The organism is Deinococcus psychrotolerans (assembly GCF_003860465.1).
Taxonomy (GTDB): Bacteria; Deinococcota; Deinococci; order Deinococcales; family Deinococcaceae; genus Deinococcus; species Deinococcus psychrotolerans.
Window position 1 is genome coordinate 175,827 of record NZ_CP034184.1, and the last position, 25,901, is coordinate 201,727.

18 protein-coding genes and 2 pseudogenes are annotated in these 25,901 nt (G+C 61.1%); 12 read left to right on the forward strand and 8 right to left on the reverse strand.

Annotated elements, in window-relative coordinates; all coding sequences use genetic code 11:
* Positions 1-36: 36 nt before the first annotated feature.
* On the reverse strand, positions 37-300 hold the full coding sequence (locus EHF33_RS21910) for a hypothetical protein (RefSeq protein WP_420889975.1): 264 nt from the start codon (positions 298-300) through the stop codon (positions 37-39).
* Between EHF33_RS21910 and EHF33_RS21155 the strand changes: the two genes are divergently transcribed.
* Positions 181-465 carry a response regulator gene (locus tag EHF33_RS21155; protein ID WP_420889970.1) on the forward strand — a complete coding sequence of 95 codons (285 nt, stop codon included), beginning with the start codon at positions 181-183 and terminating at the stop codon, positions 463-465. The two genes, EHF33_RS21910 and EHF33_RS21155, sit on opposite strands and share 120 nt — an antisense overlap.
* A 24-nt stretch (positions 466-489) precedes the next feature.
* Positions 490-1,161, forward strand: a pseudogene (locus EHF33_RS14545) (IS6 family transposase); the annotation flags it as partial.
* 170 nt (positions 1,162-1,331) lie between these two features.
* On the opposite strand, the gene melA reads toward EHF33_RS14545, so the two are convergent.
* From melA to EHF33_RS14570, 5 genes are all read right to left on the reverse strand, one after another.
* A complete protein-coding gene (gene melA, locus EHF33_RS14550; protein ID WP_124873468.1) occupies positions 1,332-2,678 on the reverse strand; it encodes an alpha-glucosidase/alpha-galactosidase in 1,347 nt (448 codons plus the stop codon).
* Between the two features lie 93 nt (positions 2,679-2,771).
* The gene (locus EHF33_RS14555; protein WP_124873470.1) at positions 2,772-4,091 is read right to left on the reverse strand and encodes an ABC transporter substrate-binding protein; all 1,320 of its coding nucleotides are present in this window, start codon (positions 4,089-4,091) and stop codon (positions 2,772-2,774) included.
* Between the two features lie 86 nt (positions 4,092-4,177).
* Complete coding sequence (locus EHF33_RS14560; RefSeq protein ID WP_124873472.1) at positions 4,178-5,095, reverse strand: carbohydrate ABC transporter permease; 918 nt, start codon at positions 5,093-5,095, stop codon at positions 4,178-4,180.
* Between the two features lie 43 nt (positions 5,096-5,138).
* The gene (locus tag EHF33_RS14565; protein ID WP_124873474.1) at positions 5,139-6,059 is read right to left on the reverse strand and encodes a carbohydrate ABC transporter permease; all 921 of its coding nucleotides are present in this window, start codon (positions 6,057-6,059) and stop codon (positions 5,139-5,141) included.
* A 42-nt stretch (positions 6,060-6,101) separates the two neighbouring features.
* Positions 6,102-7,109: a LacI family DNA-binding transcriptional regulator gene (locus EHF33_RS14570; protein ID WP_124873476.1), complete on the reverse strand. Its 1,008-nt coding sequence runs from the start codon at positions 7,107-7,109 to the stop codon at positions 6,102-6,104.
* A gap of 179 nt (positions 7,110-7,288) precedes the next feature.
* Here EHF33_RS14570 and EHF33_RS21915 point away from each other — a divergent pair, with 179 nt between their 5' ends.
* The 10 genes and pseudogenes from EHF33_RS21915 (at position 7,289) to EHF33_RS14605 (ending at position 22,857) form a co-directional block, all read left to right on the forward strand.
* On the forward strand, positions 7,289-7,666 hold the full coding sequence (locus EHF33_RS21915) for a transposase (protein ID WP_420889965.1): 378 nt from the start codon (positions 7,289-7,291) through the stop codon (positions 7,664-7,666).
* A gap of 111 nt (positions 7,667-7,777) precedes the next feature.
* Positions 7,778-8,283, forward strand: a pseudogene (locus EHF33_RS21920) (IS3 family transposase); the annotation flags it as partial.
* A gap of 39 nt (positions 8,284-8,322) precedes the next feature.
* Positions 8,323-8,541 carry an integrase core domain-containing protein gene (locus tag EHF33_RS21925; protein WP_420889971.1) on the forward strand — a complete coding sequence of 73 codons (219 nt, stop codon included), beginning with the start codon at positions 8,323-8,325 and terminating at the stop codon, positions 8,539-8,541.
* Between the two features lie 175 nt (positions 8,542-8,716).
* The gene (locus EHF33_RS14580) at positions 8,717-12,475 is read left to right on the forward strand and encodes a PAS domain S-box protein (protein ID WP_124873478.1); all 3,759 of its coding nucleotides are present in this window, start codon (positions 8,717-8,719) and stop codon (positions 12,473-12,475) included.
* Between the two features lie 378 nt (positions 12,476-12,853).
* The gene (locus EHF33_RS14585) at positions 12,854-14,635 is read left to right on the forward strand and encodes a putative bifunctional diguanylate cyclase/phosphodiesterase (RefSeq protein WP_124873480.1); all 1,782 of its coding nucleotides are present in this window, start codon (positions 12,854-12,856) and stop codon (positions 14,633-14,635) included.
* A gap of 80 nt (positions 14,636-14,715) precedes the next feature.
* Positions 14,716-17,907, forward strand: a complete 3,192-nt coding sequence (locus EHF33_RS14590; RefSeq protein ID WP_164473535.1) for a PAS domain S-box protein — start codon at positions 14,716-14,718, stop codon at positions 17,905-17,907.
* 323 nt (positions 17,908-18,230) lie between these two features.
* Entirely contained in the window at positions 18,231-19,250 is a 1,020-nt protein-coding gene (locus EHF33_RS21500; RefSeq protein WP_241191370.1) for a TolB family protein, read from the forward strand.
* A complete protein-coding gene (locus tag EHF33_RS21505; protein ID WP_241191371.1) occupies positions 19,150-20,061 on the forward strand; it encodes an alpha/beta hydrolase family protein in 912 nt (303 codons plus the stop codon). Before EHF33_RS21500 ends, EHF33_RS21505 begins: the two co-directional genes overlap by 101 nt.
* 336 nt (positions 20,062-20,397) lie before the next feature.
* Positions 20,398-21,159: an META domain-containing protein gene (locus EHF33_RS14600; RefSeq protein WP_124873484.1), complete on the forward strand. Its 762-nt coding sequence runs from the start codon at positions 20,398-20,400 to the stop codon at positions 21,157-21,159.
* A 102-nt stretch (positions 21,160-21,261) separates the two neighbouring features.
* Entirely contained in the window at positions 21,262-22,857 is a 1,596-nt protein-coding gene (locus EHF33_RS14605) for a carboxylesterase/lipase family protein (RefSeq protein ID WP_164473536.1), read from the forward strand.
* 149 nt (positions 22,858-23,006) lie between these two features.
* Here EHF33_RS14605 and EHF33_RS14610 read toward each other — a convergent pair whose 3' ends face one another.
* Both EHF33_RS14610 and EHF33_RS14615 read right to left on the reverse strand, forming a co-directional pair.
* A complete protein-coding gene (locus EHF33_RS14610; RefSeq protein WP_124873488.1) occupies positions 23,007-25,184 on the reverse strand; it encodes a fimbria/pilus outer membrane usher protein in 2,178 nt (725 codons plus the stop codon).
* Entirely contained in the window at positions 25,168-25,887 is a 720-nt protein-coding gene (locus tag EHF33_RS14615; protein WP_124873490.1) for a fimbrial biogenesis chaperone, read from the reverse strand. The genes EHF33_RS14610 and EHF33_RS14615 overlap by 17 nt, the downstream gene beginning before the upstream one ends.
* Positions 25,888-25,901 lie beyond the last annotated feature (14 nt).

Below are 25,901 nucleotides of genomic sequence, written 5' to 3' on the forward strand. Positions count from 1 at the left end.
CTACGAGCTGCCGGGCACGTCACAGTTAGCTTGTTATCAGGCTGTCAGCAGAACGGTCAGTGTTCTGATAGAGCCTCCAGAGGACACTACAGTATGTACATCACGTCCTCCCCTCAACCTCTGCCTGGAACCGTGATGCTGGTCGAAGATCTCACCGCCGCCCGCACCCTCCAACGCTTCTTGCTCAACCGAGTCGGTCTTGAGGTCCTCGAGTGCGCCGATCTTCCCGAAGCCGAGTCCGCCCTGAGCCGCTTTACTCCGGGCGTGATCGTTCTTGACCTCAACCTCCCAGGTGGGCACGGCTTGGACCTTCTCAACCATGTCAACCGGTCAGCCACGAACGTTCTCGTCATGAGCAGCATGGTCCAGCAGCACACCGTCGAGCACCGCCAGTCCAGGGGAGACGCCTTTCTTTCCAAGCCCTTTGATCCCGCCGTATTCGTCAAAACGGTTGTGTTGCCTTAATCGGATTTGGGTAGGCTGATCAGCGTGACCGATGGAACGCCCTACCGCCACCGCTTCCCGATGTCTATCATCCAGCACGCCGTGTGGCTTTACCATCGCTTTCCTTTGAGTTACCGGGACGTCCAGGAATTGCTGCACCAGCGCGGCATCCAGGTCAGTCATGAGACCCTCCGCGAGTGGTGCATTAAGTTTGGTCCCCTCTTCGCTGAACATCTTCGCCATCGGGAACCCCGCCGGGGTTCCCGATGGTATATAGACGAGGTTTGCACGACGGTCGACGGCGTCCGACACTGACTCTGGAAAGCAGTAGACGAGTACGGTTTCGTGCTCGACATCCTCCTCCAGCGTCACCGCGATACCGAGGCCGCAAAGACATTTTTGATTCGTCTGCTCGGTGAATACGACGTTCCAGAGGTCATTCATACTGATCAGCTCCAGAGTTACGGGGCGGCCATCCGGGAGCTTCCGGGCCTGACTGACGTCGACCATCAGCACGTCATCTCCACAGCCCGGTGCAACAATATTATTGAGCAAGAACACCGGTCCACACGACGACAAGAGCGAAGTCATCAGGGCTTCAGACGACAGAAACGCGCTCAAGAATTCCTGATTTTGCATGCCCGGATCACCAATCTCCACCGTCATTCCCGTACCAGCGTTTGTGCCGCAGTGAGAAGAAGCGGGCAGGCGTCCTCAAGGGCGTCCGTTCTGCCCAAGAAGCAATCAGCAACGAGCGTTCCAGACGTGGTTAACCGTCGCGGCAGGGGTGGCCTGAACCTCAGGCCACCCCTGCCCTCCATCTGCCGCGGGGCAAGTTAAGGCAACACAACCGGAAAAATTCCCAGCCTCTACACCCGACCTCTCCCTCAGTCCGCCGCCTGCAACTGGCTGGGCACGAAATCGCCGTGCTGCTTGAGCAACTCATCGGTCAGTGCCCAGATCTGATCCAAATCCAGCTCGGCGGCGGTGTGTGGGTCGAGCATCGCCGCGTGGTAAATGTGCTCGCGGTTGCCGGTCACCAGCGCTTCCACCGTCAGCGCCTGCACGTTGATGTTGGTCTGCATCAGTGCGGCGAGTTGCGGCGGCAAGGTTCCGATGCGGGTCGGCTGCACACCCTGACGGTCGACCAGGCACGGCAACTCCACGCAGCATTCGTCGGGCAGGTTGCTGATCAGTTTGCCCGCACCGCCGCCCTGCAATGCATTGGGGCTGTTCATCACGTTGCCGTAGACCACCCGGGGCTGCCCGGTCACCATGCTGTGAACGATCAGTGAGCCGTACTCCACGCTGCGCTTGACCTCCAGCGGTGCCTCGGGGTCTTCAAGCGTCGTTTTGAGTTCGGCCCAGCCGTCGAGGTTCGACTCGCAGCGCCGGGGGTACTCGTCGAGCGGCACATTGAAGCGCTCAATCAGGTCCTCACGGCCCGCCTTGATGAAGTACGGCACGTACTCGGCAAAGTGCTCGCTGCTCTCGGTCACGAAGTAGCCCAGCCGCCGCAGCATCTCGTAGCGCACCCGGTTGCCTTCCGGTATCTGGCCTGAGTTGGCCAGTTCCATCAGTCGGGGATACAGGCTCTGGCCCTGGTGCTCAAACTTGAGATAAAAGGCCATGTGATTGATGCCAGCGGCCAGGTAATCGATCTCCTCGACCGGGATACCCAGGTCGTGGGCGAGTTCCTCAGCAGTGTGCTGGACGCTGTGGCACAGTCCGACGGTTTTGATCTTCGTCTGGCGGGCCAGGCCCCAGATGTTCATGGCCATGGGGTTGACATAGTTGAGGTGCAGGGTGTCGGGGCACAGCCGCTCCATGTCGCGGCTCATGTCGAGCAGCACCGGCACGGTTCTCAAGGCCCGCATGATGCCGCCGATGCCGAGCGTGTCGGCGATGGTCTGGCGCAGGCCGTACTGCTTGGGAATCTCGAAGTCGGTGACAGTGGCGGGCTTGTAGCCGCCCACCTGAATCATGTTGATGACGAAATCGGCTCCGTCCAGGGCACGTTCACGGTCGGTGGTGGCGGTGACGCGGGGGTTTGCGCCCACCGTCCTAGCGACCCGTCCAGCCACCTGCTCGGTCACGTCGAGGCGCTCCTGGTTGATATCGAAGAGGCGAATATCGGCCCCGCCGAGTTCGGGAAAGCTGAGGATGTCGCCGAGCAGATTCTTGGCAAAGACGGTGCTGCCTGCACCGATAAACGCGATTTTGGGATTGGTCATGGTATTCCCCTCGAGAAGTGAATTTGAACGTTCAATATTTTAGACTGAAAAGAAGGCTGAACGAAATGAAATTGTTCAGCCTTCGTTGAGGGCTTATTTGAACAGCGCGTTGACCTTGGCGTTGGCGTCCTTGAGCGAGTCGGCGGCTTTGGTCTTGCCGAGGAAGACACTCTGCATGGCGCTGGTCAGGATGTCGTTGATCTTGGCAGTGTTGTCGGAAATCGGGAAGAAGAAGGTGCCGCCCGGCGCTTTGGCCTGATTGATGAAGGGCGTGGCGTCCACGCCTTTGGCCTTGTGTGAGGCGATGGACATGGCGGCGGCGGCGGGAATGGCTGGGAAGACCGCGCCGGTCTTGCCGACGACGTTCTGGCAAGCCGGGGAGGCCATGTACTTGACCCACTTCCAGGCGGCGTCCTGGTTCTTGCTGCCGACCCAGATGCTGTCGGCCAGGCCGTTGAACATGCTCATGCGCTTGCCGTTGACGCCCTTGGGCAGCGGCGCGATGCCGACCTTGAAGGGAAGAGTAGAGGTGTAGTCGTTGATCAGCCACGAGCCGGTGGTGACCATGGCGACCTTACCTGCCCGGAAAAGCGAGTCGCCGCCGCTGGCGGTCACGTCCTGAAAGCTGGGAATCAGGCCGTGCTTGAGGTTGAGATCGGCCAGCCACTGAATCGTGGACGCGAGGCGCGAGTCGTCGTAGTAGAACTTGTTGCCGAACAGCCCGTTGTTGTACTTCCAGCCGGTGGTGGCGGCGTAGAAGGACCACTCGGTCTGGCCGTTGAAGCCCGCGCCGTAGCCGGTTTCGTAGCCGTACTGCGCCACGTTTTTCTTGTCAAACTTGGCTGACGTGCCAGCAACGCCGCTCTTGTCCTTGGTCAGCTTGGCGATGGTGGACTGCCAGGTGCCGCCGTCCGTGGGGTTCCAGGTCAGGTTGGCGAGGTCGGCGGGTTTCAGGCCCGCTTTGGCCAGCAGGTCGGCGTTATAAAAAATGCCCACGGTGTCCCAGTCCTTGGGCAGACCGTACTGCTTGCCGCCTTTGGCCCACAGCTCCTTGAGGCCGGGGTAGTACTTGGTGGTGATGTTGTCCTTGGCGATCAGGGGAGCCAGGTCGACGAGCTGGTTGTTGGTGGCGAAGTCGGGAAAGTAGGCCAGGTGATCGGTGAACACGTCCGGCGCGGTGCCCGAGACGAAGCCGGTGGTAATGGCCGTCCAGTAATCGCCCCAGCCTTTCTGGGTGATCTTGACGCTGATGTCGGGGTTGGCCTTGGTAAAGGCGGTGGCGCACTGCTGGTAGACAGGCTGCTGGTTGCTGTCCCACAGCCAGTACTGGAGGGTGGTGGCCGCCTGAGCGCCACTGGCGAGCGGGCCAGCGAGGAGGGAGAGGGCAGCGGTCAATGAGAGCATTTTTTTCATGGTGGTTCTCCTTGGGTGAGAAGCGGAGGGCCGCAGGGCGGAGCAAGGAAGGCAGGGGAGCAGGGGGGACGACAGAGGCGCAGACCTCATTTGGTGCCGCTGAAGGCCAGCGACTCCACCACACGGCGGCCCAGCGCGATCAGCAGCAGAAAAACCGGGATGATAGCGATAAAGGTCCCGGCCATCAGGCCCGTCCAGTCCGGCGTGCCCTGGGGCGTCTGGGTCTTGAAGACTTGCAGGGCGACGGGCAGGGTGTAGGACGCCTCGTCTTTGGCGATCAGGAAGGGCCAGAGAAACTCGTTCCACATGCCGATGGTGGTCAGAATGGCGAGGGTGATGATCGGTCCCTGGCTCATCGGCAGGGTGATGCGCCAGAAGATGGTGAATGGACTCGCGCCGTCCAGGAAGGCGGCTTCCTCGGTTTCCTTGGGCAGCGACAGAAAGAACTGGCGCAGGAAGAACACCGCGAACGGAGACATCAGGAAGAAGGGGGCCACCATGCCGGGCATCGAGTTGAGCCAGCCCAGATTCTTGATGGTGATGAAGTTGGGGATGGAGAGCACGATGCCGGGAATCATCAGCGCGATCAGGAAGGCGGTGAAAATGGTGTCGCGCCCCGGAAACTTGAGCCGCGCAAAGGCGTAGGCGGCCATTGACGAAAAGAGGGTCTGGAACACCACGATCAGGGCCGTGAAGATCACGCTGTTCTTGGTGGAGGTCAGAAAGCTGACCGAGCTACCCGACCCGCCCGCCGCCTGCGCTTGTTCGGGCGAAACCATGCCCAGCACCCGCTCGAAGTTGATGAGCGTCGGCTTTGAAGGCCACAGCGAGGCGGCCTCGGCGTAAAGCTGTTTGTTGCTGGTCAGCGCCGTTTTGAGGACGATGAAGATTGGAAACACAGAGATGAGGACGATCAGGAGCAGTCCGGCCCAGGCGAGGGCACGGCCAAAGGGAAAGGGTTTGCGGGAGGCCGGGATAGGGTCGGTACTGGGCAAAGTAGTCATAACGTCTCCTGTGCAACTGAAGTCGGGGAAGGCGGGACGTTCATCAGTCCAGATCGGATTCGTTGGCCCGCAAAAACTTCAGTTGCAGCAAGGTGAAGACGACCAGCAGGCCGAAGAGCAGCATGCTCATGGCGGTGGCGTAGCCCATTCGGAAGAAGGAGAAGGCGTTCTGGTAGATGTAGTAGACCAGCACCTTGGTGGAGTCCACCGGGCCGCCCTGGGTGGTCACGGCCACCGTGTCGAAGATCTGAAACGAGCCGATCAGCGAAGTCACCAGCACGAACACCGACACGGGTCTCAAGAGCGGCAGCGTGATTTTCCAGAACACCGTCCATTCCGTGGCTCCGTCGATGGACGCCGCCTCGTAAACGGTGCGCGGAATGGCCTGGAGTCCGGCGTAAAACAGCAGCGCGTTGAAGCCCATGTACTTCCAGACATTGATCAGCGCGATGGTGGGAATGGCCTGATCAGTGGAAGTAAAGAACGCCTGCTTGCCGATGGGCGTGGCGTCGAGCCATTGGTTGATGATGCCCAGCAGCGGATCGAGCATCCATAAAAAGATCATGGCCACCAGCACGCTGGAGAGCAGGTACGGCAAGATGATCAGGCCCTTGATGAACATGCTCTTGACCAGCCGGTCCATCGCCACAGCCAGCAAAATGGAGAGCAGCGTCTGGAGCGGGATGTTCCACAGGACGTACTTGACGGTGATCCACAGCGCCGACCAGAACTTGGGATCGTGGAGGGCCTCGTCATAATTGGCCAGGCCCACGTTCTTGGGATCGCTCAGCAGGTTCCAGTCGGTGAAGCTGATCTGGAGACCGCGCAGCGCCGGATACAGGTAGAACACCACGAAGCCGATGATGGCGGGCAGGATAAAGAGGTAGCCGATCCAGGCCTGGCGCTGGGGCTTTTTGGGCCGGGCGGTGGCCACAAGCAGCTGGGTGGTGGTCTGGGTCGTCATGGCAACTCCTTTTGAACGTTCAAAAAACGATGCAAAAAATGCTCAGGCCGATTCACGGATGATCAACTGAGTGGGCAAACTCAACTGCACCGCCTGGCTAGAACCGGGGCTGATTTCCGTCAGGAGCAGCTCCACCGCTTTTCTGGCCATCTCGCCGTACGGCACGTGGACGGTTGTGAGGGTCGGTGCGGTGAACAGTGCGAACTCGAAATCGTCAAAGCCGCTGATCGTAACGTCGCCAGGAACATCGACGTTCAAGCGGTGGGCCGCCCTGAGTGCTCCAGCCGCCATCCGGTCATTGCCCGCCAGCACCGCGTCCGGCGCGAAAGAACCGGCATGTAGGGCTTCAAAGGCAGCCTTGCCCGAATCGTATGACCAGTCGCCCTGCACCACCTGATGAGCCAGGCCATGCTGCTCAGCGGCCTGCGTGAAGCTCTCGCGGCGCGCGGCGGCGGTGCTGCCCTGATCGTCCTTGGGGATAATTAGGGCCAGGCGGCGGCGGCCCTGCTGGGCCAGGTGGGTGACCAATTGCACCATCCCCTGCGCGTAATCGGCGGTCACGCTGGGCATATCGAGGGCCGGAACCGTATGATCGAAGAATACTGTCGGCATCTTCCAGTCCCGAAACATCTGCACCTCCTGGGACGTGAGGTTGGATCCCACCACCAGCGCACCCGCGAAGCGCTGCTGCAAAAAATTGCTCTTGAGCGTCTGAAAACTCTGGGGCTGCCCATGACTGAGAAAGGCCGTGGTCATGTCGTAACCGCTTTGATTGCTCTGTGCCACGAATGCCGACTGGATGAGGTTGCGGTACGGATCACTGATGTCACTGGCCGAGTGGCCGTAGAAAGCGCAGCAAAGCGTGGTTACACGTGACTCACGCAGTGCCTTGGCTGCTTGGTTGGGGTAGTAGTCCAGGGTACGGATGGCATCCAACACGCGCTGACGGGTTGTGGGGCGGATCGAGGGATGGTCGTTGAGGACATTGGAAACCGTCTGATAGGAGACTCCCGCGTGGGCGGCAACATCCCGAAGTGTGGCACGTGTCATGGACACCTCCTTACTTGGCTCATTTGAACGTTCAAATGAATTGAATCATGTTCAAGCGGGAAAGTCAACGTACTCGGATTGAGATCCGGACAAAAGTCTGTATACAGGGGGAATGATGCCCTGAGGGTGACCCAGTTTTGCGTAGATGGAGATAAGCCTCGACAATAGGAGGCACCATCATGACGACCCGAAAAGTCCATACCACCGAATTCAAACGCGATGCTGTGCAGCTCGCCCGCACGAGTCGCACTATTTCCGGCACCGCCCGAGATCTGGGGATCCATGTCTCTCTGCTTCGCAAGTGGACAACGGCGGAGCAGAAGGACGGCCAGGCGGCGTTCCCTGGTCAGGGTCAACAGGTCTTGAGTGCGGATCAACAGGAGCTGCGTCGGCTTCGCAAGGAAGTCGAAATTCTGCGCCAGGAGCGGGAAATACTAAAAAAAGCCACGGTCTGTCTTGGGCAGAACAGCACCCTCGTCGTGAACGGACGCCCAGATGGACGCCACTCCTCCCGTATGGGGCTTGCCCGCTTCTTTGCCAAAGAAACTACACGCTGAGATTCATGTTTATCCACGAGCACCGCACCCAGTTCCGTTTGGACATCATGTTCTTGGGCAGAACGGACGCGCTTGAGCACGCCTGCCCGCTGCCGGGTGTTGGAGGTTTCCGTGAGCGGGTATCACAGTTGGCGAAGAAGGCCCATCTCCAATCACCAGCAGCGCATCCGCGAGATTCATCACCATCGCAAAGAGCGCTACGGAGCCCCACGCATTCACGCAGAACTGCACGCCAACGGAGTCGCAGTATCCAGAAAGCGCGTTGCCCGACTGATGCGGGTAGACGGTCTCCGCGCGAAAGGCAAGCGTCGTTTGGTCCGTACCACCGACAGCAATCACCATGACCCGGTTGCTCCCAACCTGCTGGATCGTCAGTTCAACGTTGAGCAGCTCAATCAGGTCTGGGCCGCTGATTTGACCTACATTCCCACGAAGGAAGGCTGGCTGTATCTCGCGGTCACACTCGACCTGTGTTCACGAGCAGTCGTTGGTTACGCCATGGACGCCCAGATGCCCGCCACCCTGCCCTAGCTGCCTTACAGATGGCCGTTCAGCGTCGTGATCCACCGCCCGGCTTCCACCACAGCGACCAAGGCAGCCAATATATCAGCCACGTTTTTCAAGCCGCCCTGATCCAGACTCAGGCGCGGTGCAGCATGAACCGAAAAGGAGAATGTTGGGACAATGCTGTTGTGGAGAGCTTTTTCAGCTCCCTTTTCAGGGAGCTGATCGAGGATACGATCTTCGAAACCCGCGCCGATGCCAGACACGCCATCTTCGAGTTCATTGAAGTGTTCTACAACCGCCAGCGCCGTCACTCCACACTCGGCTACTTGACACCCGCCGACTTCGAACGCCAAGCTACAGCCGCTTAACTTCAACTACGCGAAAACGGGGCAGGCCCAGTCCATGTTCGTGGTGAGAGTGACTTGATCTTCAGAACAACCTCGCACGCCGTCTATCATGAGCCCGGTCGAGGAAAAACAACCAGACCGATGACATTCATATGACTCATCTCGCTTGTAGAATTTGCCTCAAGTCACGCTGATAATGGAGGAACCAGCCATCGACCAGTTCGGCGTACCTGACTCCCAGCTCCTGCGCCAAGCTTTCGCGGTGAGCGTTATCGGCGTCGTCATCAGCGATGCACGGCATCCCGATCTACCGATCATTTTCGTCAATCCCGCCTTCGAGCGGCTCAGCGGCTACCCGGCTGCCGAGATCATCGGGCGCAACTGCCGCTTCTTGCAAGGCCAGGATCGCGATCAGGACGCCCGGCGTGAGATCAGTCTCGCCCTGGCACAGGGGCAGGACGTCACCACAGTGCTGCGCAACTACCGCAAAGACGGAACGTTGTTCTACAACGAGTTGACCATCAGTCCCATCCGTGACGTGGCAGGCACCGTCACCCACTTCGTGGGCTTCCAAAACGACGTCACCGCGCGTGAGCAGGCTAGGCAGCAAGAAGAGCGCACCAAGCAGCAACTCACGTCCACCCTGGAGCGCATCACCGACGGCTTCGTGTCGTTTGACCAGAACTGGAACGTCACGTACGTCAACGAGGCGATGTCGAACATGACCGCCCGTCAACCCAGTGAGACCCTCGGCCAGAACCTGTTCGATTTGTCGCCGCTGTCCACCCATTCGCCGCTTGGCCTGGCCCTCCAGCAGGCCCAGAAAACCCAGAGCGTCCAACAGGTCTTGGATTACTCGGCCATGGGCAAGCAGACGGACATCACCATTTATCCGGGCGAGGACGGCGTCTCGATGTTCGTGCGGGATGTGACCGAGAGCCGGGAAGCGCAGCGGGAGCATCAGATCAGCGAGGAGCGTTTCTCCAAGGTCTTCGAGACGAGTCCAATCGCCATTTTCATCACCCGCCAAAGCGACAATCACTTCATCGAGGTCAATGCTGAGTTCTCGCGTCAGAGCGGCTACACCCGCGCGGAGTTCCTGGGCCGTTCTTCTCAAGACCTCGGTTTGTGGGACAACTCGGCGAACCGTGAGGTCGCCTGGAGTATGGTCGACGGCGTTCTCACGGCTGTCAACCGGGAGATTCTCTTCCTCAGCAAGACCGGAGAGGAGGTCTACGGGGTGCTGTCGATTACTCCGATGGAGGTGGCCGGTGAAGCCTGCGTGATCGGTTTCGTGCGCGACGTTACCCAGGAAAAGTGGGCCAGAGATCAGCTCCGGGTCAGCGAGGAGCGCTACGCCAAGGTCTTTGAGGCCTCCCCAATCGTCATGACGGTCTCGAATCTCAGCACCGGCCAGTACCTTGATGTCAACGCCGAATTTCTGCGTCAGGGTGGCTACACCCGCGAGGAAGTAATCGGACGCACCGCGCTTGATCTGGGCTTCTGGGTCAGTCCCCTCGACCTTGAAGCTGTGGGACGCAGCCTTATGGAGGAGGGCAAGGTTCTCAACCGTGAGGTGCAGTTCCGCTTGAAGTCTGGCGCGGTGGCCGACACCGTCATATCGGTGGTTCCAGTAATGATCGCGGGGGAAGCCTGTGCAACGACGCTGATCCGAGACGTCACCGAGGAAAAGCGGGTCAGGGATCAGCTCCAAGCCAGCGAGGAGCGCTTCGCCAAGGTCTTTGACGCTTCTCCAGTCGCCATTGTCGTCTTCCAGGTCAGTACTGGCCAATGCATCGACGCCAACGCCGAGTTTTTGCGTCGGAGCGGCTTTAGCCGCGAGGAGATGATCGGGCGCACGCCGTCTCATCTTGACGTCTGGGTCAACCCGCTGGAACGCGACGATGTCGGGCGAACGCTTCAGGCAGAGGGGAAGGTCGTCAACCGTGAAGTGCAGTTCCGCGGGAAGTCCGGCGCGGTGTCCGATACGCTCGTGTCCATCGTGCCGGTGATGATCGGTGGGGAAGCCTGCACGGTGATGCTGATGCGCGACATCACCCTGGAAAAGCAATCGAAGCAGGTTCTGGCAGACAGCGAGGAGCGCCACCGCCAGATCGCGACCCAGCTGCAACGGACGCTCGACCTGTCCCTCGACCTGATCAACTCGATTGACGCCGAGGGTCGCTTTGTCACCATGAGCGCGGCCTGCCAGCAGATCCTCGGCTACACACCTGAGGAGTTGATCGGACGCAGTTACCTCGACTTCGTCCATCCAGATGACCGGGCCATCACGGTGCAGGAGGACGACCAGATCACCGCAGGGCAGCCGACGACCAGCTTTCAGAACCGCTACCTCCACAAGGATGGACGTGTGGTTTGGCTGGAATGGGCAGCTGTGAGCCTGCCCGACGAGCCGTTGACGTACTGCGTGGCGCGCGACGTCACCGAGCGCCGGGCCGCTGAGGAAGATCAGGCGTTCCTGGCGGCCATCGTCAACGCCAGCCACGACGCCATCCTGGGTGTGACGCTGGACAGCACCATCCGCTCCTGGAACGCGGGGGCCGAAGAGCTCTACGGCTACACGGCGGCTGAAGCCTTCGGCCAGCCGATGACCCTGGTCGTCCCGCCGGAGCTTCACGCTGAGCAACTCGAGATGCTGAGACGGGCCGGGCAGGGTCATCGCGTCGAACCCTTCGAGTCGGTCCGGATCGCCAAAGATGGTCACCGCATCCCGGTGTTCGTTACGGTGTCGCCGATCCTTGATGTGGCTGGCCGGGTCATCGGCATCTCCAAGGTCGCGCAGGACATCACCGCACGTCAGGCGGCGGAGCGCGAGATTCAGGCGCTCAACCAAGACCTGATGCGGCAGGTCGACTACGTCACTAGCCTGCGCACGATCGACCAGTCGATTGCGTCGAGTGCCGATCCGAGTATCACCCTGGGCTTGATTCTCGACAACATCTGTCAGCAACTCGGTGTGGACGCGGCCACCGCGCTCCTGTTCAACTTTGAGACCTTAAATCTTGACTACGCCGCCACTCGGGGATTCAGCGCCAGCATCCTGCAGGGCACAGCCGTGAAGCTCGGTGTGGGACTGGCCGGTCAGGTGGCGCTGAGCCGACAACCGCTCAGCGTGCCGGACCTCGACAGCGTCCTGGTGTTACCCGACTGGCGCGAAGTGATTGAGCAAGAAGGCCTCACGGCATACTACGCTGCGCCGCAGATCGCCAAGAATCAGGTGTTGGGCGTCATCGAGGTACTGAACCGCCAAGCGTTGCCCATCTCTCCCCCATGGCTGGAGATGCTCGAGACCCTGGTGGGTCAGGCGGCCATCGCCGTGGACAACGCGCGGCTGTTTGAAGAGCTGGAACGCAGCAATCTGGAGTTGCGTCTGGCCTACGACGAGACCATCGAAGGCTGGGCGCGGGCGCTGGACCTGCGCGACCGAGAAACCGAGGGCCACTCCAGGCGCGTCACCGAGATGACGGTGGCGCTGTGTCAGCGTCTGGACGCTTCACCCGAGCAGTTGGTTCATGTTCGCCGGGGGGCGCTGCTGCACGACATCGGCAAGATGGGCATCCGGGACGCGGTGTTACTCAAGCCTGGCAAGCTCACCGACGAGGAGTGGGTGGAGATGAAACAGCACCCGCGTTATGCGGTGGATCTGCTCTCGCCGATCAAGTTCCTGCGCCCGGCACTGGACATCCCGGAGTACCACCACGAGAAGTGGGACGGCAGCGGCTACCCGCTGGGCTTGAAAGGGGAGGCCATCCCCAGAGCGGCCAGGGCGTTTGCGGTGGTGGATGTCTACGACGCGCTGACCAGTGACCGACCGTACCGCCAGGCCTGGAGTAGAGCGCGGGCCATTGAACACATCCAGAGCAGTGCGGGCACTCACTTCGATCCGGCAGTGGTGCAGATCTTCGTTCAGATGCTTGAGCAGAGCGCACCGTGAAGCCCCGCCGGTTCTCGGGCAAGGTCTGCGTACTGTTGAGAGGAGGGCCCGGTTAGGGCGCAGCTCTGGGCGCAGGAGGAGTGCGCGGATGACGCGCAGTATCTGGCCAACCTCACGCGCGAACTCGGTGCCACTGGGAATTCGCGCGCCAGCAGCGAGCATGTCGCCAGATGCCTTCGGCAGCTCACCGCCATTCCGGCCTGGGATACCGCCCAGCGACCCGATTCGAGGAACACCGCGCCGCACTGAACCGACCTTTCACAAGGTTGGTTCTTGCAACATCGGTAATAGCAGAGACTAACTGCATGCTCAAGTCGGGTCTGGATGAGTCCATTTTAATGTAAGGAAAGTATAAAGTAACATCCAATAGGGTGCCTTATGATTCCCACCCGTGGTACAGATCCCACCGGCTCCACGGAGGTCGCCCTTTCCACTGATGAACAGTTACGGCTGGCTGCCCTCCACCGCTTTGCCGTCCTCGACACGCCCCCGGAGCCGCAGTTCGACCATCTGGTGGAGCTGGCCGTCCGCGTCTTCGACATGCCCATGGCCCAGATTACTTTCGTTGATGAGGACCGGCAGTGGTTCAAGGCCAACCATGGCCTTGCAATGTCAGAGGGGCCGCGTAGCGAGTCGTTCTGTTCGGTCGCCATTGCCCAGGACGGCGTGATGATCATTCCCGACGCCACCCAGCACGAGCAATTTCGCACGTATCCCAACGTGCTGGGTGAGCCACACATCCGGTCTTACGCAGGTGCGCCCCTGATTACGCTCGATGGGCACAAGCTCGGCACCTTCTGCGTCATCGGAACGGAACCTCGGGCGTTTAGCGAGAAAGAACAGGAGCTCCTCGCGTCCTTCGCGCAGATGGCGATGGCCGAGCTGAAGTTGCGCCAGGCCCTGCATGAGCTGAGCCAAATGGCGATGAATGACGCGCTCACAGGTCTCCCGAACCGGGTGCAGTTCCGCCAGCAACTCACTGAAGCTTGCAGGCGTGCCGACGTCTCCGGGGAGAAGGTGGTGGTGGGCCTCCTGGATCTCGACCGCTTCAAGCTGATCAACGATACCTTCGGGCATGCTGAGGGGGACCGTCTTCTCAAGGACATCGCGCGCCGCTTGAAAGAAGCCACGGCGACCAGCGACGTGGTGGCCCGGATGAGCGGAGACGAGTTCGTGCTGCTGCTCGCTGATGTTCGCTCGGTCGCGGACATCGCTCTGGTGACCAAGCGCTTGGAAGACAGTTTCGCGGTTCCGTTCCTGCTGGGAGGTCAGGAGGTGTTCGTCCACTGGAGTCTGGGCTTGAGCGTGTATCCGGACGACGCAAAGGAACTGGACGCCCTGCTGGGCCATGCGGACGCGGCCATGTACCGGGTCAAGCGGGCTGGGGGAGGCCACGCGGCCTTTCAGCGGCAAGAGGATCAGCGGACCACCCTTCAGGTGGAGCGCCTGACCGCGCTGCACCGGGCACTCGAACAAGATGAGTTGCGGCTGTACTTTCAGCCGATCGTGCAGGCCGGGAGTCAGGCTGTGGTGGCGCATGAGGCGCTTCTGCGCTGGATCAGGCCTTCCGGAATCGTCAGCCCGCTGGATTTCATCCCACTGGCCGAGACCTCTGGGCTGATCGTACCGATCGGCCGCTGGGTGCTGCGGCAGGCAGTCAATGCTGTAAAAACAGGGCAGCTTCAGAAGGTCTCGGTGAATATCAGTGCCCTGGAGATCCGGCAACTGGACTTCATGGAGCATCTGCGGTGGATTCTGATGGAGAGCAGTGTCGAGCCCCAGCGAGTCCTGCTGGAACTCACGGAGAGCAGCCTGCTGGAACCACGCTTCGCCGCCGTCTTAAAGGAGATCAACGCGCTGGGGGTGCAAACAGCCCTCGACGATTTCGGGAACGGCTACAGCAGCTTGGCGGCGTTGACGAATCTGCCGGTGCAGGTGGTGAAGATCGACCGGAGCTTCACTGCGCCGATCGGCGAGGACACGCCTGCTGGGAAGAGAGCGCTGGAGGTGGTGCGCGGGATCGTGACGCTCGTCAACGCCCTTGGACTCCCAACGGTGGCGGAGGGCGTCGAGACACCTGAGCAGGCGGACCTCCTGCTGAAGGTGGGATGCACTTACTTCCAGGGCTACCTGTTCGGACGCCCGGAGCCACTTCCTTGAGATGCTGAGCTGTCCAGTCCATCGCCCACCCTCTCCACCGACGTTTGCAGCATGGTCGAGTGACGACTGAAGGAATGTCCATGACTTCGTTGTCCCCTGTTTTGCCTCCCAGGACCTTGGAAACGCTGCTGGTCAGCGTGCCCTCCGCGCTTTTTGTGCTGGACGCTGATGGACGGGTGCTGTACGCGAATGCGCTGGCGGCCAATCTGGTGCGTAGAAGCCCAGAATCGGTGCTCGGCTGCGACATTGCCCAGGAGTTCGGGCAATTCCTGTCAGCGCAGTGGGATCAGGCGTGTCAGACGGCCCGCAGCGAACAGCGGACCGTGGAGTACGAACTCCATAACGTCGCGCTGGCTGGGTGGTTCCGGCTGTTCCTCACACCAGTGGAAGACAATCTGGTGATTCACATCAAAGACACCACGGAACTCAACCGGATGATGCAGTTGCAGCAGGTCAGTACGGCCCTGGCGAGGTGTACGACCCCGGACGAAGTCATCGAGGTCACGCTGTTGCAGGCCGTCTCGACGATGGGCGCGTACCTGGGGGCCGTATTCGAGTTGGACCTGTCCGGGGAGAACCTGGAGCTGGTGGGCGATGTCGGGTATCCCGAGACCTTACGGGCGACCGCGAAATATGTTCCGCTGGCTGAGAATTTCCCGCCCTGCGAAGCGGTGCGGACAGGCAAACCGGTGTTCCTGCTCGGTGAAGCGCTCGATCAGCGGTATGTCGGGCGTGCGGAGATTCGTTCGGCACGGACGCAGAGTCTGGCCTCTCTACCGCTGCTGGTCGAAGAGCGGGCACTGGGCGTTCTGGTGCTGAGTTTCCAGACGGAGCAGACGTTCGGCCAGCAGGCGCAGGCGTTCATGCTGGCGTTCGCGTTGCAGTGTGCCCAGGCGCTGGAACGGGTGCGGGGCAGGGCGGTGATCGAAGAATCCCGTGAGCGTCTGGCGTTCCTGGCAGCGGCGAGCGCCCTACTGTCCTCCTCCCTCGACATTCACGGCACCCTCCAGCGCCTGGGTCAGCTGGCGGTCGAGAACGTGGCCAATTGGGTCACGATTTTCCTGGCAGACGAAACGGGTCACCTTCAGCTGACAACTGCCGTTCACCGCGACCCTGATCACCTGCCGCTGCTGAACGCCTTGATGGACAACTACCCGTTGAACATGAACGATCAGCATGGCGTGGTGCAGGTTTACCGTACCGGGCGTTCTTCGCTGGTGGGGGCCGTAGCGGTGACCGTGATCGACGCTATTCCGGACGTCGGCAAACGCGAGATTTTGCGGGCCATGAGGCTGGAGTCACTGATGACTGTTCCGCTCACGACCCGTGGCCGGGTGATTGGCGCGATGGCCCTGGCCTCGTCGAATGCCGAGAAGGCGTACGGGCCAGAGGACTTGGAACTCGCCGCGGAACTGGCCAGGCGTGCTGCGGGCATCATCGAGAACGCTCAGCTGTTCTCGGCGGCCCAGGACGGAGAGGCGCGGCTCGCGGGCATCATCGGCACGGTGACGGACGCGGTCATCACCTCCGATGAGCAGGGCCTGATCGTGGTGTTCAACGCGGCCGCCGAGCAGATGTTCGGGCTGAGCGCTTTTGAAGCGCTCGGGCAGTCCCCGGAGCATTTCCGGCCTTCCCCGCTACCAGACAATCAACTCGCGGCGTCCAGCATGGTCGGAACGGCGGGGCACCGGATGTTCGCTGAGCGCGCGGACGGAACGAGTTTCCCGGTCGAAGAAACCACCTCGGAGGTGGTGGTCCGGGGGCAGCGGCTCCTCACCTCGGTGATCCGGGACGTCACCGAACGCCTCCAGACTGAACAGACACTGCTCGAGAGTGAAGCGCGCTTCAGGACCACATTCGAACAGGCGGCGGTCGGAATCGCACACGTGGGTCTCAATGGCCGCTGGCAGAGTGTCAATGATCGGCTGTGTGACATTGTCGGGTACTCGCGCGAAGAACTGCTGACCCTGTCCTTCCCGGAGATGACCCACAAAGACGACCTGGAAGAGGATCTGGAGTACGTTGATCAGCTCCGGTCGGGGAACATCCGCACCTATTCGATGCGCAAACGCTTTTACCGCAAGGGTGGCGGTCTGGTGTGGGTGAACATCACTGGCTCGCTGATGCGCGACAGCAACGGTGAAGCGCAGTACTTCATCAAGGTGGTCGAGGACATCACGGATATCAAGCAGGCAGAAGTTGCCCTGCGGGCGGCACGTGACGATCTGGAGCGCCGTGTCGAAGAGCGGACAGGCGACCTTCAGCGGCTCAGCCAGGAACTTCAGGTGCAGGTACAGGAACTCGAACTGCGCAACGGTGAAGCTAAGGTCCTGAGCGAGATGAGTGAGATGCTGCAGGCGTGTTTCACCTTCCACGAAGTCGAGCAGGTGGTCGCCCAGCATGCTGCTCAGCTGTTCCCCGGCATACCGGGGAAACTCTACGCATATGGCGCTTCAAAGAACGGTCTGGAGGAACTGGTGGCCTGGAATGGTCAGTCCACGAGCGCCTTCCTGTTCGGACCCGAAGAATGCTGGGGATTGAGACGCGGCCGACTGTTCGCTTCAGCGGGCGGTGGACTGACCTGTCAGCATCACCGGGCCACCGGAGCGACGCTGTGTGTGCCGATGTTGGCTCAAGGTGAAACGGTCGGCCTGCTGTACCTCGAAGGGAATGAAGCGGGCTTCTCGAAACGGCAGGAACGCCTGGCTCAGACGGTGGCGGAGACGGTTGCACTCGCGATGGTGAACCTGCGTCTGCGCGAGACGCTGCGGCAGCAGTCGATTCGCGATCCGCTGACGGGGCTGTTCAACCGACGCTACCTGGAAGAGACGTTCGAGCGTGAGTTACGGCGGGCGGAGCGCAAAAGCGAGTGTATCGGCATCATCATGCTTGACGTCGACCGCTTCAAGACATTCAACGACACCCATGGGCACGAGGCTGGGGACGCACTGCTCAAGGCGTTGGGTGGCCTGCTCAAAGAGAGCATCCGGGCGGAGGATGTGGCGTGCCGGTACGGCGGGGAGGAGTTCACGCTGCTGCTGACCGGAGCCACCCAGCAGCAGACGTTCGACCGGGCCGAGCAGATACGGGAAGCGATCACCAGGTTGAAGATCATGAATCAGGGCAAAATTCTGGAGGGTGTGAGTGCTTCGATGGGAGTGGCGACGTTTCCGCAGCACGGCCGGGAGCTTGCGGGACTGGTTCGGGCCGCAGACTTGGCGCTGTACCGGGCCAAACGCGAGGGCCGCAACCGCGTCATCAACGCAGACTAACTGATGATTCGAAGGAAAGGGGTGAAATCGCAAGAGTTTCGTGGAGGATGAGTTTAACCTGATCCAGTAAAATGTAAGTCTGGGGTACACCTTATATTGACAAATGCATCCAATCGCCAGGCCTGGAAACTCGTCCACCATCACCTTCGAATCCTCTACAGGCTCCATGGTTTCTAAGAAGTGAGGGCATACTCAGCGGCAGAGATGTGCAGCCGTTCGCAGTTCACCGTGTCGGTGTTCTCCAGGCCAGTCCGTGGATTACGGTGCAACCTGAAGAACGTCAGGGCTTCGCGTCTTGTAGACCTTTGTGGAAGACTGACCCTATGCAAGAACGCCTCTCCCTGGAAGCCCTGGCGGCCCTGCCTACAGTCGCGGCGCTCAACATCTCTCACAGCGGCGATCAGGTGGCCTTCTACGCCGACTGGACAGGTCATTTCGAGCTGTATACGCTCGATCTCGCCACCCGTGAGCGCCGTCAGGTCACAGACGGTCAGGCTCCCAAGGCAGTTCGGGCGGGCTTTGTGTGGTCGGCAGACGACTCGCGCCTGCTATTTAGTCGGGATCACAACGGTGACGAGCGGCAGGCGCTGTTTGACTTGAATCTGGCTTCTGGCGACGTAAGCGTCCTTCAGCACGCGCCACAGAGTATGGATTACGCCGTGGACGCCCACCCGGACGGCCAGAGGTTGCTGGTCAACAGCACGCGCGGTGGGCAGATGAACGTGCATGTTTACAACCTGTCGAAGGAAGGGGAGGCGTCCTGGACAGCATTAACCACGCTTCCCAACGCCACTCAAGCCGCCGCCTGGAGTCCGGACGGTGCGTGGCTAACCCTGACCACCAACAAGAGCACAGACCTCCGCAACACCGACGGTTACGTCATGAATGCCGACGGCTCTGGTTTGCGCCGCATTCTGCGTGTGCGTGAAGGCAGTCAGGACAGCGTGGGCGAGTGGCATCCAGACGGAAAACGCGTGGCCGCCAGCAGCGACGCGGACGGAACCCACCGGGTGGGGCTGCTGACTGTAGAAACGGGCGAGGTGCAGTGGCTGACTCCCCAGCAGGAGGGCATCGAGGAAGACATGGGGCGTTTTTCGCCGGATGGCCGCTGGCTCAGCGCCATTCGCAATATGGACAGTACCACTGACGCCCGTGCTCTACGACACGGCGACAGGAAGGGCGCGTACGCTGAAATTGCCGCCCGGCCTGGCACTGGGAACGCAATTCACCCGAGACGGCAGGATGCTGTTTCAGTTCATCACGTCCACGACCCGGCTGGAAGTGCTGCTGTACAATCTCGCCGACGACACCTTCGAGGTGCTCTTGCCCGCCGAGTACGGTGATGTGAATCCCACCGACTTCGTGCCGGGCGAGTACCTCCGGTATCCGGCGGCGGACGGACTCGAAGTGCCCGCCATCCTCTACCGCCCGCGTGAGCTTGAGAAGGGCAAGCAGTACCCAGCCCTGATCCACGCCCACGGCGGTCCCACCGCGCAGTTCTTCCGGGGCTTCGATGCACAGGCGCAGTTTCTGGCGGACCGGGGCTACCTGGTGTTGTGTCCCAATGTTCGCGGTAGCAGCGGGTACGGCGTAACTTGGCGCGACGCCAACTTGATGGACTGGGGTGGGCGCGATCTGGCCGATATCGCCGCCGGGGCCGAGTACCTGAAGTCTTTGCCGGAAGTGGACGGGAAGCGCCTGGGTATCTTCGGCGGCAGTTACGGCGGCTACCTCAGCTACATGGCCGTGGTAAAGCAGCCGGAGCTGTTCAAGGTGGGCGTGCCTATTGTGGGCATCACCAACTTGCCTCAACTGTACGAGGACAACTCCCGCGTGATGCCGCAACTGGGGTACTACTTCCGGACTATGATGGGTGACCCAGTGGAGAACGCCGAACTGTGGCGTGACCGCAGCGCCATCACCCACGCCGCCGATTTGAAGGCGCACCTGCTGATGATGCACGGCACCAACGATCCGCGCTGCCCGGTCAATCAGGCACGCGGTTTCCGCGATGCACTGACGGCGAACGGACGCAAGGAAGGACGCGATTTCGAGTATGTCGAGTTTGCTGACGAGGGGCACGGCGCGGGCGACATTGCTGGAAAGACCCGCAGTTACCGTCTGATGGCCGATTATCTCGCGCGCCGGTTGTGAGGGACGGCGAGAATGGCCTCCGGTGCGGACGCCCTCATCAGCAAAGACGAACACCTGCCTCGTCTGCATGACGGCTTGGGTTTACCTGTGTTCGAGCCCAAGCAGCTAACCAACCTTGGCCTCATGGTCACTCATTCTTGAGAAACGCTGTTGACAGTTGTCCCAAACCCGCTGGTAAGTCCACTTACCGAAAGGTAAGGTGCGGCTGACGCCTATTCTCTTTAGAGCCTCGCGGGGTCAAAACAAATTTACCCACCCCGTTGCGCACAGTCACGCCCCCATCAGTTCAGTGGGACAGAATATCGCCGACATGTTTTGCATGAAGCTGGAGACCCTATGAACCGAACTATCTTGGCCCTCTGCGCGGCCCTAACATTGACCAACGCCTCTGCTGCACAGATCGCCGACGGCACTTGGACGCTCATCCGCCTGACTGACACTCTTGGCACCATCTCCACGGGCGGCCTGGATGCGCCCACGCTGAAGCTGCTGGGCACCAGTATTTCTACCGCTGAGGGCACGCAGGTTTCCGGTTCTACCGGGTGTAATGTCTTCAGCACGTCCGGCCTCTTCGGCAACAATCTTCAGATGGGCGGCACCCTGAAACTCGGCCCCATCGCGGCCACGCGCAAGCTGTGTCCCGAAACACAGATGATCCTGGAGCAGCGTTACCTGGACGTCCTCGCGCAGGCCCGTGCCTTCGTGCGGGTGGGCGACACGCTGATCCTGACCTCTGGTACGTCGAAGGCGGTCTATCAAATGGGAAGCGTCATGGAATCGCGCCTCAAGGCCACTTGGCGACTGGTAGGTGGCCAGAGCAATGAGCCTCTGACCGTAACCTTCGCTGAGGACGGGCACGTCAGCGGCACCACGGGGTGCAATAGCCTGATGGGCACCTACAACGTGATGGACGGCCAACTGACCTTTGGGCCGCTGGCAACCACCCGCCGCGCTTGCACCGATCCCGCACTGGCCGAACAGGAACAGACGTTCCTAAAAGACCTCTCGGAAGTGACGGGTTACCAAGTGGCTGGCTCGATGCTGAAACTGACCACCACGTCCGGCAAGGTACTGACGCTGGCGCGTCCGGTGAATTGAGGCTAGAAAACTGAAGAAGGGCAGATGGTGGGCGATCTATACTGGCGGGAGAATTCTCCCGTCTCACGTAGAGCGCCGCCCCTTGACCTGGAGGTCCGATTCATGATCCGTCCGCTTCAAACGTTGGTTCTGTCGGCCCTTGCCTCTTTTTCAATGGCCCACGCGCAACAGCCCGTCACCGTGCAGACACAACAAGGTGCCGTTGTCGGCCAGCAAGCCGAGGTTCGCATCTTCCTAGGTATTCCTTACGCCGCGCCGCCCATAGGTGACTTGCGTTGGAAGCCGCCTCAACCTGCCGCCGCTTGGAACACGCCGCGCGACGCCACGAAGTTCGGTAGCCAGTGCCCCCAGGCTGTGCTGGCGCTGTTCCTCCTACCTGGTGAAACCCCTGGCACCGTCAAGGGTCAGGAGGACTGCCTCTCTCTAAACGTGTACACGCCCAACGGTGCCGCGCCAGACAGCAAGTTGCCCGTGATGGTCTGGATTCACGGTGGTGCCTTTACGGCTGGATCGAGCAGCGGGTACGACGGCAGCGTGTTGGCTGAGAAGAACAACATCGTGGTGGTCACGATCAACTACCGTCTGGGCGCACTGGGTTGGCTGTCGCTCCCCGCGTTGGGGGCTGAGGCGGGCGATGGTCAGTCCGGCAATTATGGTCTGTTGGATCAGCAAGCGGCACTGAAGTGGGTGCAAAGCAACATCGCAGCTTTCGGCGGTGATCCGGCCAAAGTGACCATCGCAGGGGAATCGGCGGGCGGGATGAGCAACTGTGCGCACCTGGCCTCGCCCACCTCAGCCGGACTGTTTCGGGGCGTGATCATTCAGAGTGGGCTGTGCACCAGTCCCGGCAATAGCGTGACCCTAGCCGACGCGCAGGGCCGCAACCAGAAGTACGCCGCGAATCTGGGCTGCAAGGCCGCTGATCTGGCCTGCCTACGCGCCGCACCAGTGGAGAAGCTGCTGAACACCAAAGTGCCGGGGCTGCGTCCTGCGCCTAATCTGGTGTGGTCTCCGGTCTACGCCTCGGCGGTGCTGCCCCTGACCTTGCGCGCGGCCTTTGAAACCGGGCAATTCAACCGCGTGCCGGTCATGAACGGCACCAACCACGACGAGGGACGGCTATTCGTTTCGGTCGCTTCGCCAGATGGAAAGCCAATCAGCCCAGTGGTGTACTGGGGCGGTACGGGGCTGACTGTGGGGGCCGCGAACACGGTCAAGGTGCTGAGGCAGTACCCGTACCGTAGCTTCGGCACACCCGCGCTTGCTTTTGCCACCATGTTTACGGACGCAGTGTTCAGTTGCCCAGCCCTGCGGGTAGACGCCGCACTGTCGAAATATGTTCCTGTCTACGCCTTCGAGTTCAACGATCCGAACGCTGTTACCATCGTCAAAACCCCAGTGGATTTGCCGAGTCTTGGCGCACATCACTCCAGTAGCCTGGCCTACGCCTTTCAGAGCAAGGTGGACGGTTTGGCCAATTCCGCCGACTTCACCCCCGCGCAGCGCCAGCTCTCAGATGCCTTCAGCGCGGCGTGGGTGGCATTCATCAAGACCGGTGAACCAGCCTCGACGAACTGGAAGGCCTTTGATCCGGCCCAGAACAATGTGCAGGTCTTCAGGCCAGACGGGGTGCAGCCAAGCCTTCTGTTTTCCAATGACCACCGCTGCAACTTCTGGCTGCCTCTAAACTTGCAGTAACGCTGCTGTCAACCTAGGGTATACCTCAACCTGACGTCAGATTGGAAGCTCAAAACTGCGATGAACACGGCAAAAAACCCAGCCATTTTCCCGCCGGGCTCAAGGTCTAAGACCCATTGCTGACACTGGCACTCCTCTCACAAGCTTCCTCAAGGGGCTGCAGGCGTGCAGAAGACCTGTGACGCAGTGCTGATCCGCACGGCGCATTCCCGGCCATCGGCGAAGGTGAGCGTTCCCGTGACGAACTGATTCAGCACAGGCAGGAGGCCTTCGCCTTGATCGTCGAGGTCGATGGGGTCTTGCCCGTCCCAGCGCACCTGTCCACCCGCCGCGAGATGCTGAGCGTCCAGTCCAAACGTCACAAAACGTGACCGGGTGAAGTTCTCCCGCCAGTCGATGACTGTTGCCCCTTCGGTGGGGAGCGTGAGATTGAGCGTCTCAGACTCCACCGCAATTTCAATGGGCAGGGTGGTCAGGTCAAGTTGCACCTGACTGCCGGAGCCGGACTCCAGCGAGAGCACCAGGTCTCCCGCAGCGTTGGTCCGGCCCTGATACGCTCCTTCGGCGGAGATGCCGAGATCAGGAATGCCAGTTTTGAGCAGTACAAACCGGCGGCTGCCCTTATTGGCACTGAAGGAGAGTTTACCGGCCACCAGCGTCGCGCGGCCTTGCAGTTGTGCGTTCACGTTGCCGCTGGTGCTGGCACCGACCTCCACTTCGGTATGTCCACGAAACTGGTAATCGAGTGCCAGATTGCGCAGATCCGTACTGGCGCTCACGCGGCTGGAGGGCGTGAGCTGGTCGCTGATGGCTGCACCGAAGCCCAGCGGGTTGCCCGGGCTGCCACTCACGCCAGCCTGAGCCTGAATATTCGGCTGTGGCGTCCAACTCACACCGACGCCGAAACGGCTTCCGCGTGTCGTGACCGCAGCGAACGGGAGGACGTTCAGGTGAGGTCCAGCCCGGACGCTGCCGTCGACCTGGGCGTACCAGCCGTTCAGAGCAAGATTGTACCCGCCGCTGAGATTCACGTTCAAGGGTGCCGAGGCGTACCGCAGCGCGGCGTCCACCTGCGTACCGCTCAGGTCTCCGAGGGGAACCTGGGTGGACAGACCGACGTTGAATGCGCCGGTTATGAAGATGTACTGCGCTTTGAGGGCCGTGACCGGTGCGGATCCGGTGGTGTCGATCCCCACTCCAAACCGCAGGTGTTGTTGCGGCGGGGCGAGCACCACCCAGGCGTTGGCGATGCCCTGTCCGGCTTTGAGGCCCGCTTCCGCTTCCACGGTGACACTTGGCGTGAGGCCATACTGCAAAGCGCTCCCCACGTAAGCTTGACCGGCCAGTGCGCCGCCTTCTGCTGTGACGGTATACCCACCCGGCGCGAGCAGTTCCGGCGCGTAACTGTAGTCCTGTGAGATAAAACGTGTTCCGGTTTCGTCCTCGATGCTGACCAGAATGGATCCTTTGCTCTGGCGCAGAGGAATGTCATGCAGCGTGATGGTGCCCGGCACGACCTGGGCGTGGGCGAGTTCCGTTCCGTCCACGCTGACCCGCACGTCCGAGCCCAGGGGGAGCACGAAGCTCAGTGACGGCCAGTAGCGAACGTTTCCCCCACGGATCATGCCCTGAGCGCCTTGCAGTGGCCCAGACCAGAAGTTGAGGGTGCTGGGCAGGTTGTAGATCAGTTGCGCGTACCGGTCTCCACTCGGTTGGTAGCGCACGCGGCTGTACAGGCCCAGTGGCCCAGATTGCAGCGTGGTCGTATAGAGCTGCCGTATCCCGATGAAGCTGGAGAAGTTGCCCTTCAGGTATTCGGCGCGGGTGTCGAACTGCGCTCCTCTGAACGCCCCGGCTAAGACATTTCCGCTGGCCCCGAAATGGTATTCCAGGTTGAACAGGGGAATAGACGGTAAGCGCGGCACGGGCGGGACGGCCAGTGCCAGGGTTCCCGTGCTCAGCAATTGGGGCAGGGGGTCGAAGCTGAGGGTGAGTTGCTCGGGATCGATTTTCAGCGGCAACTCGGATCGGAGCCGCACAAGGTCGATGTCGTCGCAGGTCAGCTGAGCATCGAAGTAAGCTTCTTCTCCACTGCGAATGGCCGAGCGTTGCAGCCAGGTGCGCTGATCAGCCGCGCCAGTGCGCAGCCAGTAGCCGCCCCTGGAGCGGCCAGCGACCCGGACTTCCACGAACGATTCGTCTGGCGGGCAGGCCGCTGGAAGTGCCGTTGAGGGCGCGTCCACCGGCAGAACAGCGGGCGGCGTACTTTGCGCAGCGGCCAGGCTGGTCAGCAGCGCCAGGAATGTCCAGTTAAGGTGTCGGGACATCCAGCGTCTCAATGTGGTCTTGCTGGGCGCGGTCTGTCGAGTGAATCACCAGCGTCTTGGCAGTGCTCAGCGTGGGCGGCAGGGAAACGCGCATGGTCGAGCCAGGCAGGACGTAGACGCTGCCGAGATTCAGCGCTTCACTATTCAGTAAAGTGGTCATGTTGCGGTACGTCGCGTGGGCCGTGCCTGTGTTGTTCAGGACCAGAGTCAGGCCGCCAGCTGTGCGTTCGAGGCTTGCTTTGACGTTCTCCTGAGCGCTCGGCTGGGTCACGAACAGCGGCAGGCTGAACACGTAGGTCGGCACGATGGCCGCCTGCACCTGATCGGTTCCTGGCGTGGGCGCAGGAGCACTTTGCGCGATTTGCCGGAGCAACAGGCGGTAGGTGACCTGCAGCGCACTGGGCCGGGTCCGCAGACCGATGCGTACCACCTGAGAGCGTCCAGGAGCGATGGTGAAACGGACGGGATTGACGGCGGCGTCGCGGGTGGGAACGGTCACGTCCTGGCCATCCTGCTGCGTCCAGCGCATCAGGGCGGCATTGAATTCGATGGGTGTGGTGCCCTGATTGGTGAGGGTCGTGACGGCCATCAGCTGGCGCTGCGGATTGATCTCCAGTGTGACGGGCGTGATACTCAGGGTGGCCGCCGCTGCCTGGGTCAACAGGCTCAGGAGTGAAGCGAAGAGAAAACGGCGAACAGGCATGGTGAACTCCTCAG

Excerpts from the sequence above, each read along its gene's own strand:
- melA (WP_124873468.1), bottom strand. The coding sequence starts at position 2,678 with ATGACCAATCCCAAAATCGCGTTTATCGGTGCAGGCAGCACCGTCTTT.
- EHF33_RS14555 (WP_124873470.1), bottom strand. The coding sequence starts at position 4,091 with ATGAAAAAAATGCTCTCATTGACCGCTGCCCTCTCCCTCCTCGCTGGC.
- EHF33_RS14560 (WP_124873472.1), bottom strand. The coding sequence starts at position 5,095 with ATGACTACTTTGCCCAGTACCGACCCTATCCCGGCCTCCCGCAAACCC.
- EHF33_RS14565 (WP_124873474.1), bottom strand. The coding sequence starts at position 6,059 with ATGACGACCCAGACCACCACCCAGCTGCTTGTGGCCACCGCCCGGCCC.
- EHF33_RS14570 (WP_124873476.1), bottom strand. The coding sequence starts at position 7,109 with ATGACACGTGCCACACTTCGGGATGTTGCCGCCCACGCGGGAGTCTCC.
- EHF33_RS21915 (WP_420889965.1), top strand. The coding sequence starts at position 7,289 with ATGACGACCCGAAAAGTCCATACCACCGAATTCAAACGCGATGCTGTG.
- EHF33_RS21925 (WP_420889971.1), top strand. The coding sequence starts at position 8,323 with ATGAACCGAAAAGGAGAATGTTGGGACAATGCTGTTGTGGAGAGCTTT.
- EHF33_RS14580 (WP_124873478.1), top strand. The coding sequence starts at position 8,717 with ATGGAGGAACCAGCCATCGACCAGTTCGGCGTACCTGACTCCCAGCTC.
- EHF33_RS14585 (WP_124873480.1), top strand. The coding sequence starts at position 12,854 with ATGATTCCCACCCGTGGTACAGATCCCACCGGCTCCACGGAGGTCGCC.
- EHF33_RS14590 (WP_164473535.1), top strand. The coding sequence starts at position 14,716 with ATGACTTCGTTGTCCCCTGTTTTGCCTCCCAGGACCTTGGAAACGCTG.
- EHF33_RS21500 (WP_241191370.1), top strand. The coding sequence starts at position 18,231 with ATGCAAGAACGCCTCTCCCTGGAAGCCCTGGCGGCCCTGCCTACAGTC.
- EHF33_RS21505 (WP_241191371.1), top strand. The coding sequence starts at position 19,150 with ATGCTGTTTCAGTTCATCACGTCCACGACCCGGCTGGAAGTGCTGCTG.
- EHF33_RS14600 (WP_124873484.1), top strand. The coding sequence starts at position 20,398 with ATGAACCGAACTATCTTGGCCCTCTGCGCGGCCCTAACATTGACCAAC.
- EHF33_RS14605 (WP_164473536.1), top strand. The coding sequence starts at position 21,262 with ATGATCCGTCCGCTTCAAACGTTGGTTCTGTCGGCCCTTGCCTCTTTT.
- EHF33_RS14610 (WP_124873488.1), bottom strand. The coding sequence starts at position 25,184 with ATGTCCCGACACCTTAACTGGACATTCCTGGCGCTGCTGACCAGCCTG.
- EHF33_RS14615 (WP_124873490.1), bottom strand. The coding sequence starts at position 25,887 with ATGCCTGTTCGCCGTTTTCTCTTCGCTTCACTCCTGAGCCTGTTGACC.